This window comes from Bartonella sp. AD328YNZD (assembly GCF_042196425.1).
Map to the genome: position 1 here is coordinate 1 of NZ_JBHIQG010000060.1, position 10413 is coordinate 10413.

General features: G+C 37.1%; 9 protein-coding genes and 8 pseudogenes. 6 read left to right on the plus strand and 11 right to left on the minus strand.

The genetic code is table 11. From position 1 onward, the window contains the following. From ACFIO3_RS04560 to ACFIO3_RS04610, 11 genes and pseudogenes are all read right to left on the minus strand, one after another. Positions 1-515, minus strand: a 515-nt coding sequence (locus tag ACFIO3_RS04560; RefSeq protein ID WP_375704141.1) for a hypothetical protein, incomplete at its 3' end; no start/stop codon positions are given. 406 nt (positions 516-921) lie between these two features. Beyond that, positions 922-1473 (minus strand): annotated as a pseudogene (locus tag ACFIO3_RS04565) (hypothetical protein). A gap of 3 nt (positions 1474-1476) precedes the next feature. Continuing rightward, positions 1477-1797, minus strand: coding sequence for a hypothetical protein (locus tag ACFIO3_RS04570; RefSeq protein WP_375615441.1), 321 nt, complete (start codon positions 1795-1797; stop codon positions 1477-1479). Between the two features lie 460 nt (positions 1798-2257). Next, positions 2258-2641: pseudogene (locus tag ACFIO3_RS04575) on the minus strand (type II toxin-antitoxin system HicB family antitoxin); the annotation flags it as partial. Then, positions 2545-3111: a hypothetical protein gene (locus ACFIO3_RS04580; RefSeq protein WP_375615442.1), complete on the minus strand. Its 567-nt coding sequence runs from the start codon at positions 3109-3111 to the stop codon at positions 2545-2547. The pseudogene ACFIO3_RS04575 and the gene ACFIO3_RS04580, both read right to left, overlap by 97 nt. Positions 3112-3121: 10 nt before the next feature. Next, positions 3122-3574: a single-stranded DNA-binding protein gene (ssb, locus tag ACFIO3_RS04585; protein WP_375615443.1), complete on the minus strand. Its 453-nt coding sequence runs from the start codon at positions 3572-3574 to the stop codon at positions 3122-3124. 323 nt (positions 3575-3897) lie between these two features. Further along, positions 3898-4233 (minus strand): annotated as a pseudogene (locus ACFIO3_RS04590) (hypothetical protein); the annotation flags it as partial. Positions 4234-4267: 34 nt separating this feature from the next. After that, positions 4268-4520, minus strand: a pseudogene (locus tag ACFIO3_RS04595) (hypothetical protein). 256 nt (positions 4521-4776) lie between these two features. Continuing rightward, positions 4777-5559 carry a hypothetical protein gene (locus ACFIO3_RS04600; protein WP_375615444.1) on the minus strand — a complete coding sequence of 261 codons (783 nt, stop codon included), beginning with the start codon at positions 5557-5559 and terminating at the stop codon, positions 4777-4779. Between the two features lie 314 nt (positions 5560-5873). Continuing rightward, positions 5874-6047 (minus strand): hypothetical protein, encoded by a 174-nt coding sequence (locus tag ACFIO3_RS04605; RefSeq protein WP_375615445.1) that lies wholly within the window; start codon positions 6045-6047, stop codon positions 5874-5876. Positions 6048-6223: 176 nt separating this feature from the next. Further along, positions 6224-6703: a crossover junction endodeoxyribonuclease RuvC gene (locus ACFIO3_RS04610; protein WP_375695947.1), complete on the minus strand. Its 480-nt coding sequence runs from the start codon at positions 6701-6703 to the stop codon at positions 6224-6226. Positions 6704-7189: 486 nt separating this feature from the next. Between ACFIO3_RS04610 and ACFIO3_RS04615 the strand changes: the two genes are divergently transcribed. The 6 genes and pseudogenes from ACFIO3_RS04615 to ACFIO3_RS04640 all read left to right on the plus strand — a co-directional run. Next, entirely contained in the window at positions 7190-7777 is a 588-nt protein-coding gene (locus tag ACFIO3_RS04615) for a helix-turn-helix transcriptional regulator (RefSeq protein ID WP_375615447.1), read from the plus strand. 152 nt (positions 7778-7929) lie between these two features. Beyond that, positions 7930-8317, plus strand: a pseudogene (locus ACFIO3_RS04620) (hypothetical protein). A gap of 181 nt (positions 8318-8498) precedes the next feature. Next, positions 8499-9129: pseudogene (locus ACFIO3_RS04625) on the plus strand (phage antirepressor KilAC domain-containing protein). Positions 9130-9587: 458 nt separating this feature from the next. Then, on the plus strand, positions 9588-9809 hold the full coding sequence (locus tag ACFIO3_RS04630; RefSeq protein ID WP_375695948.1) for a hypothetical protein: 222 nt from the start codon (positions 9588-9590) through the stop codon (positions 9807-9809). A 136-nt stretch (positions 9810-9945) separates the two neighbouring features. Continuing rightward, positions 9946-10050 (plus strand): annotated as a pseudogene (locus ACFIO3_RS04635) (ERF family protein); the annotation flags it as partial. A gap of 243 nt (positions 10051-10293) precedes the next feature. Beyond that, positions 10294-10413, plus strand: a pseudogene (locus ACFIO3_RS04640) (exonuclease); the annotation flags it as partial.

Here is a 10413-nt window from a genome sequence, read left to right on the forward strand (position 1 = left end):
ATATGAACAGCTTCAAGCAAAGCCTTTCGCATGTAATAATCAATGGCACCGATTAGGCTTGCAGCATCACATCCAACTTGTGCAGCAATGCTTGCACCAAATCGATGAGGAAAATTCAACATAGCGTCACGGTGTGCTCTTCCAAACTCACGCGCTGCTCTCTTGACTTCTTCACGGTCAACGGTTGTTTCGCGTAAGCGTTCAAGGGCAATCTTTTCGCTTTCAAGCGCAACTTGCATTCGCTCCAGTTTAATCTTGTATTCATTGGCACCCTCTGTAGAGACTTGTTTGATCTTTGTTCGCGGTTGGCCATCCGGTGCTAAAAATGGAGCAGGGCGTTTTGTTGGATTCTCATTCCAGATGCTTGTGGCAAGGGCTTCATTGACAGAACCATCTTCAAAAAGAGCCACATCAAATTTCCCTGTCTTAAGACGAGAAACCACTGCATTAGGAGAAACACGCATCTTTTTTGCAAACGCACGAAGCGATAAACCTTTACGCGTTTTCTTATTCATAGTTGCTCCTTTCCTTCTTTTCTGTCCTAAGAAGGAGGCGGTTACGGCGTATTAGGATAAAGAGAGATTTACGGTACCAACTGAAAAACAAGATTTAATACGATAAGGAAATACTTAACACATTAAATTGTTATTTATCAATGTGTTATGTGTACAATGTACAGTCAATTTAAAAATTCTGTCGCTAGCGATAGTTCGCGCTGGCCTGCCCCGCAACGAAGCCAACCCGCTGGGAAGTACCTTTTTCATTGATTTTATTGATTTTTTTATGGAAAAAACAAAGCATAAGTGATAATCTGTTTTTAATATTGCAATAAGAATAGGTAATGCCTAAGCCCATAAGGATATGGAACATATAGATAAAGCGTGAGAACATGATCTAGCCTTTTTTATTAGCAGCGTATTCTTAACGTTTAAGTTGTCTCTGTATATTTTTGGTTAATCTTTCATTGGCATATTATGCAATAGCACTTGCAATTTCTGGCTTTGACATAACTTTAGCAATTGATGGTCCTTCTTGTTTTGCAATGGGGAATTGATCTCCGTCATCTCTTTGAAACACATTCCTTCCCATTTTCAAATCAACATGCTTTGGAAAACTGCCTCCCTTGATAAAACCATGGGGTAAGATTTCTTGTTTCTCAAACATTTTGTAAGCCACACCGCGTTTTGTTTCGTTTGCTTCAAAAAATTTAAGAGGTATTGGTGTTCTAGAACCAATGATATCTGTCTCAAAAAACCTTGCTGTCGCCTTTTCTTTAATATAAACACCTCTTCTTATACGCTTTATTTGGGCTGATGAGATGTCGGTAACTTGCTTTTCAGTAAAGCGTTCAACTTGTTTTGCTGAGGTGTTTAGAGTATTACGCAGAGCCCAATTAAGGCGAGGGGCTTGAAGGCTTGTGAAGGTATCTTTTGCCTGTTGAAGATACCATTTTTGGTGGATGATTAACTTCAACGTCTAAGCCTTTTTAAGAGTAGGTGTTGATGACTTGGAAACTTTAGATGCTTTAGGCTTTTCGAGAGAGGTTTCCTCTGTTACTGTTTCAGATGATATTTGGTTGGGTTCTTTTTCTATTTGCTTAATTTGTTCAACTCCCTTGTCGGGCTTTATTTTTGTTTTAACATCAACAAAGGGTTTAGCAGCATTTGCACGCTTGAGACGAGCGTAGACTTGATTGGATACCTCAACAAATGGATTATTGGGTGTTGATGGTTCAAAACGAACGGTGCTTTTATTATCGCCAACAACACACATTGGCTTCGTGATGATTGCTTTCATCTTCGCTCCTTTTGAGGCAATGAATTAATGACATCATTAGTCCAATATTGATTTTTATTCTGTGAAAAATTGATTAGTCAGAATTATCTAGAAAACAGGGCTTTCTAGCCATGCTTCAAGTTCACATTTTACTGAATTTTTGGGGATATTTTTGAATTTCAGACGCAATACAACTAGTACCGTGCTATCATTAAATACGATTTTTTACACCATGCCAACAAAAAAATCTATATTTTAGATTTTATAAATTATTGTGAAATTATTATAGGAGGGAAAAGCAATGACAGGTCCAGAAATATTAGATGCCATGTATATAGTATCAATGATAGTTATATCCCTCTTAACTATAGCATTTTGTTTGCCTGCCGCCTTTTGATTTTCATTAATAGTTTGCGGATCATATGCAATTACACGCTTTTGCAAAAAAATCGAGAGTGAGAAATTTTTCCAGATTGATGAGCTAAATATTAAGCTCGTGACGGGCTGCTGTTGCCAAAAAAGCAGATCTTGTTAAACCTCTCTTTTGTGCACAATTATCAATTGCACGTAAAAGCCCTCGTTCAATTGATATATTTGCGCGTATGACTTCTGAATCATTTTCAATAAAAGGAACTTGTATTAAAGAAGCTCCTTCTGACAAAGCTGTTTTGACAGATTCCCGTTGTATGACTTCTTCAAATTTTGAAGGAATAGGCACTCTATCTATATCTTCACAATAAAGTTGGAGTGCTTCTGTTGCATTTGCTATTAAATTTTCTTCCTCATCAGCAGCAGAAAAAAGTTCCTCAAAATCAGGAAACTGAACACCAAAAGCAGAGTCTTCATCTTTATGAACAAGAGCAAAGAGCTAACAAGATGTGTTAACGATTGATCTTCTATAACAAGATATTGTAATGCAGCATAAAGATTATACTGTCTATAGAGATGTTGTATTTCTTTGATAACCTCTTTCGTCTCTTCATAACAATGAGTTGCTCTTTCAATCCACCGTTTTTGTGCCTCCTCATTTGATGAAGGAGTAAAGTTATCATAAATTGCATTAGGTAATCCTTTTGCACATAGGTAATTGTTTTTCACTTCAAGATATTTTTGCGCAACATCATATTGGTCTTGATTGATTTCGCCTTGCAAATAAAGCCGCCCAATATAGGTACCGGAAAGCGGATTTTTAGCCTCTTCTATGGTCAAGCCAAAGCGTTTGGCACGCATTTCAATTGCCAATTTATCCATGGGTTCATGCGGTCTTTTTGCTCGTGAGATGCATCCTTTAATCCGAGGTCGTCCGCGTTTTGTACGTTTTTTTCTCTTTGTCATATGTTATCAATCAGAATGGGATAGCATCATTAAGAGATGCGCCATGATCAGCAGCACCTGAAGCGATAGCATAATTTTGAGAAGTAATGGGTGAAGGGGTAGGGGATGCTGTTTGATCTTTCTTTGCATCAAGCAAATACAACTCGCCTTTGAATTGTGGTAAAATAATCTCTGTTGTGTAACGGTCATGCCCATTTTTATCTTTCCATTTGCGTGTCTGTAATTTGCCTTCTACGTAAACCTTTAAACCTTTGTTTAGATATTGAAGTGCAATTTTTGCTAAATGTGGATTAAAAATCACAACTGAATGCCATTCTGTTTTCTCTACTTTTTGATTGGTTTTTTTATCTGTATAGCTCTCAGAAGTCGCTATACTAAAATTGACTATTTTTGCCCCAGAATTCATTGTTTTGCTTTCGGGATTAGCACCAAGGCGCCCGATTAAAGTCACTTTATTTAGCATATTTGTAGCCCCATTAGATTAGCAATTTATACATACAAAATCTTAGCATAATTTGCATATTTATTCAATTATTTCAAAATGATATTATTGTTTTTTAATATATAAAATTATGTTTACGGTGTATAAAATAAGGAGATCAAGGTATTCTATTCTGCAAGCACCGTTTTTTTTCTACTTTCTCCATGAGTTCATTGCACTTTGTCAGATCTTGTTGTGAAAGAGACTTAAAAATTCTAACAAACGTGTTAGAAATTTTATGGTTAAGTGGGGCAGAAGAGTTCATTGTAAAATTCTTACGACAAATATTTGCTATCTTTTCTCAAGATAGAGGCCGTTTCTTTATAACTATTGGGGAAAATTAAAACGACAAGCGCTAAACTTATTAGTTTTAAGAGTCTGTGCAAATACTGTTGTAAATCACGTGTTAGTTTCACCCAACCCGTTGTATCATCATCTTTATATTTGGGGTTACTCTGCAATTCAGAAGGAATATTAGAATTGCATAAAATTGCAAAAATCGTTGTGACTATTACCAAAGAAACAGACGCGAATGTCAAAATACTCTGAATAAAGTCAAGATTTTTTTTAATTCCTAAAAAACATAAAAATATAAAAGTTATAATGCCAAACAAGGCTCTTAACTGCTTATCTGTAAAAATATTTATTTCCTGCGGCTTTCGATAATTTTTTGATCTATTTATTGATCTCATCTATAAGAGGTTCGTAATTCAGAACGCTTTTCGGAATAGCACCACCGTAAACCCATGCTTTCATTTGCGCTTTGGTACTAAAATCCGCATTCTGGTGTGGTATAATACTGGCCGCCATCAAACTTTTCACATTCTCTTGTACCGTCTTCATATTTGTAGAGGTTGTAAAAATACTCTGCCGCTCCGTCCCCCCAAGGAACATAATCAACAGTTGTTGCAACAAACTCTTTTTGCATTGGCTGTTTACGCTTTTTAAAGGACAGGTTCTTTTAATATTCTCATGTTTTGAGTCCATAATTTTACCAATTGGTCTATTTACCTAAAATTTGACCGTACAGAGCGTTTTGTGTTTTTAATTGTAGTAAAAAAACTTCAAATCTCTTTATACGGTGCTTTTTTGTCGGTTTAAACACATATCTAATCCCAAAATGATCAGCGCTTTTCACTAGTTTACTAACCTGCAATGTTTTTCACTGTTCCCCCCAAGACCATTTAAATTCCTTCAAGCTTTTGCTTTTCAATCAACGTGAGTGGTCTTGAATTCTCTCTCATTGCCTTTTCTTTCAGCCTTTTTTCACGGGAGTTCAAAACAGCCTTGCGTACACTTTCGGCTTTTGAAAGAAGGGTGTTTTCTACTGTCTGGCAATAAGTTAAAAGTTCTCCACAAGTTGGCATAAATGTTTTTGATATCCCAATTGCTTGACCCGTTACGATATTTTCGACATCCTTTTTCATAGCATATGACGAAATGCGGTCCAGCATCATGCCATAGGATAAAACGACGGCTTTGGTGTCTGTATTCGCAGAGACTTTCATGCTTGAGAGTAGGAAAGAAGTTTGCTCAATTTGCTTAACTGAAGCTTTCACAGAAAGCAACGCTTGTAGACGATTCAAGCATCTAAGGTTTGTGCCTCCTCTTGTTTCGTCAATGTATTCCCAGCTTTCAGCGTCAATCGATGCCCCGGACTGATCATTTCCATAATCTTCTCCAGATGAGAGATGATCTCTGAGTTCGTTGAAGCCCTCTTCAAGCTGTTCTGTGAAAGTTTTCTGAGTGAATTTTCCATAATGACCACCTAACCGTTTTTCCTGTTCTAATCTTGCTTTTTTCTTTGCTAGCATTCCGATAGAGCTTGTGACCCAATTGTACCAAGTCCTTTGCCAGTCCCGTTTGTTTGCATTTTTATTTGGATTTGCTATCCAGTAATTTGTGAACCGTTTGAACTCTAACAGCGCCTCATCATGGGGTAAGCCTTTATCGATTGCGTATTGCAAATTAGGTTCAAAATTCTCAGGTAAGCGAAAATCATCTTTTGATTTAGTCCGCTTCGCTTTTTGGGGAACGTTCTTTTGCTTGTGAATGGGAGGTTGGTTTTCTACATCCGTTGTGATTTGCTCTGGTTGGCTTCCGCAAGCATGAATCTCTATTGACTCATGAACCTGTTCGTTTGTTTGTAAATTTTCAGAACAAATTTCTTTTTTGCTAATACGATAGTATTAGTTTTTTATTATAACTGTTATTGTTTATGTTATATATGGGCATCATTAAGCATACCACAAGCATCATTTGTATGTTTATCCCATCTTGCCTACGCTGCTTTCTTTGCTTTCTCTGATAACGTCTTTGACCGTGACGTCTTCGATACCTTCTCTAAACTCTCATTAGAGTTATTGAGTTCTTCTTCAACTTTTAAACTCCATAAACACCCATCGTCTAAACGTTCGATATGACCTGTGCTTATTAAAACTTCTAACGCTTTCATAAACATTTTTACTGCACAGCCAGTGTAATCATCCTGGATCTTCATATTATTTAAAAGTGGTTTTCTAGTATAAAGCATTTGCAAGCGTAACTTTATGTAAACTTTGCACTCAAAGGGAGATAAACAAGCAGGATCAAGAATCCATTTATCTGCAAATAACCTCCGTCCACGGTAATTTATTGGACATGTATACCCCCTTCTTTCATTAAATATAAAATTGCCAAAGCATCTGCTTCGTTGTCGTCACAAGGCGCGTGACCTTTTGCACGCATTGCCTTAATCATTTCTGCTTTTGAGGCATTTCCTTTGCCTGTCATTGCTTTCTTAATGGTACCAACGGGAATGCCTTCATACGGTATCTGATGATGTTCACACCACGCCGTTAATGTTGCTAGAAAGCCTCCGTAAATATGAGAAGCGTTTGTACCCACATGCCGGCGCACCTCTTCAAAATACACCGCGTCAATTTCATCAACGGACCTCTTTAGTTCAGTAAGCCACCGTTTAAAGCATAAATAACGCATACCACCGCCTTCAAAACGGCGTGATTGAAAATTTTCTGTATCGCTTGTTATGTGACCATCTGCACCACGTATCGCCCAGCCTGTCTTGGTCCCTAGATCAAGACATAAAATAGTTTGTGCGTTAGTGATCATAATCCCCCTTAAGGCACTACGTATTTATGCGTGCGCATGGTGACGCGTAATCTATTAATTTGATCTCTTTATTTAATGCTTGTTTAAGAGTGTGAATGATACTGTTGATGTTCATTACTATCTGTAGAAGCAGCAATAAAAGCAGATTGTGAAGATAATTTAGAATCACATGATTGCGTCCTATAAAAAAACGAGAAAAAGTTTTCTGCCTTAATCGATGCTCCAATTCTTTTGGCTTCATTCAAAAGAATTGTGATATGTTTTGTTGGAATTCTCCCACCAGTTCTACCTTTTGATATAGGACGGAGCCAGGCATACACGCGTGTTCTACGAACCCCACCTACAGATTTATTATTTCCGAAAATTGTTTTATAGCACATTGTGTAGCGATTATAAAAACAATATCAAGAAGGAAAATTTATAATAAAACTACATGTTGCTAAATTAGAAAATGACGATTGTATACAACGTACCTACAATAAATATATGACAATAAGTATCTCGCAATGGTTACAAAATGCCTTATCTGAAGCTAGATTAAGCCAATCAGAGCTTTCAAGACAGCTAACCGCTTCTTTAGGTCGCTCAATAGATCGTGCTGCCGTCAATAAAATGCTAAAAGGAACAAGAGATATTTCTGCTCGAGAATTATTAGAAATATCAAAGCTTACCGGTGCTTTTATTCCCACTAATCACTTAGTTCCTTTGATCGGATCTGTAGGAGCCGGAGGAGAAATAATAGCAATAGATTCTGGTTGTCTAGAAGAAGTAGAAGTCCCACCATCTGCTCCTAAAGGAACTGTTGCTGTTCGCGTGGTAGGTGATTCTATGTTTCCAGCCATTGAAGAAGGAAGTCTTCTTTTTTATTCCTATCATTTGCCACCAGAGGATCTTATTAACAACCGCGCTATCATAAAAACTAAATGTGGGAAAGTTTACATCAAAGTATTACGTCTCGGAAAAGAAAAAGGGAAATGGGTTTTATCCAGTATAAATGGAAAATATGCCGATATCGTAGATGTAGAATTAGAATGGTGTGCACCTATCGACTGGATTAAGCCAGCCAGAATATGAATTAATATTTTTATACTTCTCTTCAAGCAAGCCTTTAGTTTATACTTTTTAAAATCGCTACATTTCTTGTTGATTATGTTTTCAAAGTCGCTACATTGGTGTCTATAAACCACGCACAAACAATCGCCAAGGGATGTTAGGGAGGAAAAATTATGGAAAATCCAATTCTTATAAATTCCAATGAAATTTTATTAGTTGTCTACGATGATGATCAAAACATTGGTCGTTCAGGATCACTGGATGAAAGCCAAGTTCTAAAAATTATTGACGAGGCAAATGATGAAATCCAAATCTTTCGCATCAATCCTTCTTAAAATAGCTGCGAAGATATCTCTGAAGATATCGCAGAATTTTATCTTAGAGAACGTGAAGAACAGTGTTTTAACGGAAACATACCTCATGACGTTATTTTACACATCACAGCATACGTTTTTTTAGACGATATAAAACAGCATGAATATGACGATGCAATGTATGATTCTTACGAAGTATGATTCTTACGAACAACAACACCGTTTGCATCCTTGTGATGTGCTTTAAATTCTGAAGGGCGCATTTAAAAGCGCGCCCCCTTTCATTCATCAATCCCATCAACATGAGGTTCGTAATGGAAAAGCCTATTGCTATCCAGCACAATACAATCAAACACGAAACCGTTCCAACGGTTAACGCACGTGATTTACATGAATTTTTGGAAATAGGGAAAGATTTTTCTACTTGAATTAAGAATCGTATTCATCAATATGAATTTGAAGAGGAAAGTGATTTTATAAAAACACAAGATTTGCGGTCCACAAAATTGGGGAGCGCAAAATCTAGAGCTGTTACAGCCATAGACTATCACTCACATTAGACATGGCAAAAGAGCTTGCCATGGTAGAGCGTAATGAAAAAGGTAAACAAGCCCGTCAATATTTTATTGAATGTGAACGGCGTGCAAAGAAACTTTTAGACCTTGCAAACGCTTTAGAGGACCCTCTCTTTGTGAAAAAACTGCTTTTAGAAAGCAGCACACAATTAGAGACCTTAAAAAGTGAAGTGAGTACCCTTAAACCAAAGGCAATGGCTCTTGAAAGCTAGAGCGTCATAATGGACTCCTCGGTCTTACAGAAGCCGCTAAAATACTCGAGATACAACCAAAACAATTCATTCTCTTCTTACAGCAAAAAGGATGGTTTTACAGACGAGCAGCAGGTGGAAATTTGCTACCGTATCAAGACAAAATCCAAAAGCAACTTATGGATTGTCCGACCATCCACTTCAAACCGCAAATGGAATAGAAAAAGTTGTACCAGCAGCAGAAGGCATTGATGTGCTGTTTCAAGAGCTTATAAAGACAAAGCATGCATTAAGAGCAACAATCATAGAAAAGAAATACGAATTTACTGATGAAATAGACATTCTTTATCGTCGCCTAGTTCGTCGCATGCGTGCACTGAGAGACTTTGGAAACGCTTGTGTTGAATCCAATGCACATATTTTCGATAATACGCAAGTCTACGGAATAGCCGAAATTCACGGCAATGCAATATTTGTGAAAAAGCTCATATTGGTGGTGATGCTGTTGTATGTGGTAACAGATGTATTTCAAGCAACACACATATTAGTTGTAATAGAAAAGCCCCGAACATATCCCTAGAAAAAGACAGAGCGTATAAGCTCTTTCTAACAGCCAAACCAGCCTTTTAAAACATGCGTGATTCACGCCACACGTGAATTGCGCGTAATGGAGAAAATCAAAATGAGTGAACAAAACACTAACCTAATAGAAATTGAAGAAACACATCATTTAGCCGTCGAATAAACTGCTATGGAATGTATTTTTAATAAAGCATTAGAAAGTGACGTTAGTATTGACCGCTTAAAGCGTCTTCTTGATTTAAGAGAAAAAGAAATAGAACGACAAGAGCGCCAAAACTTTGTCCGTGACCTTTCGGCTATGCAAACAAAATATCAAAATATTGAAAAAACTCTACAATCACCCATACAAACAGCAAATACGCTATGCTTGATCAGTACATTGATGCTTTAAAGGACGGGCTTGCAAAATACAACTATATTAAACAGAAAAAAACGTTACCATAGAAATAATTCTGCCTCACCCTTCAGGAAATAAAATCTAAACAGAAGGAACATTTCCAATTGACAGTACAGGCTCTAAAAATAGCATACAATCAGTTGGTTCCACACTTACCTACGCACAGAGATACCTGTTAGGCATACTTCTTAATGTAGCAAGTAAAGAAGACGATACAGATGGTCAACCGCAAACCAAAGAAGGCGATATAAATAATCAAAAAGTTTCCTCTAAACAGATAAAGCAAATCGAAGAATTAATTAAAGAAACAGGGACAAATGAAAGTAGTCTTCTCTATTTCGCAGAAGCAGAAAAACTAACAGATATGTCTTGTGAAAAAGCAGAATTGGTTTTGGGCATTTGGAAAGAAGAAAAAATATTCAAAAAGAAAAAGCTCTACAATTGCCCCCATCACAAGAGCAACAAACGGCGGTGTGAGATGGAGCAACGAATAGCAGAATGATTTTCAAGCAAGTCTAGGGAAAGTCACCGCATCAAACATTTACAACATACTCAATAAAACTACAAAAGGATTGCCTACGAGCAAATATGAAGACTA

What these genes read in the sequence shown, in the direction of transcription:
- ACFIO3_RS04570 (WP_375615441.1), bottom strand. Translation starts at nt 1,797, where the DNA reads ATGAAAGCAATCATCACGAAGCCAATGTGTGTTGTTGGCGATAATAAA.
- ACFIO3_RS04580 (WP_375615442.1), bottom strand. Translation starts at nt 3,111, where the DNA reads ATGACAAAGAGAAAAAAACGTACAAAACGCGGACGACCTCGGATTAAA.
- ssb (WP_375615443.1), bottom strand. Translation starts at nt 3,574, where the DNA reads ATGCTAAATAAAGTGACTTTAATCGGGCGCCTTGGTGCTAATCCCGAA.
- ACFIO3_RS04605 (WP_375615445.1), bottom strand. Translation starts at nt 6,047, where the DNA reads ATGAAAGCGTTAGAAGTTTTAATAAGCACAGGTCATATCGAACGTTTA.
- ACFIO3_RS04610 (WP_375695947.1), bottom strand. Translation starts at nt 6,703, where the DNA reads ATGATCACTAACGCACAAACTATTTTATGTCTTGATCTAGGGACCAAG.
- ACFIO3_RS04615 (WP_375615447.1), top strand. Translation starts at nt 7,190, where the DNA reads ATGACAATAAGTATCTCGCAATGGTTACAAAATGCCTTATCTGAAGCT.
- ACFIO3_RS04630 (WP_375695948.1), top strand. Translation starts at nt 9,588, where the DNA reads ATGGAATGTATTTTTAATAAAGCATTAGAAAGTGACGTTAGTATTGAC.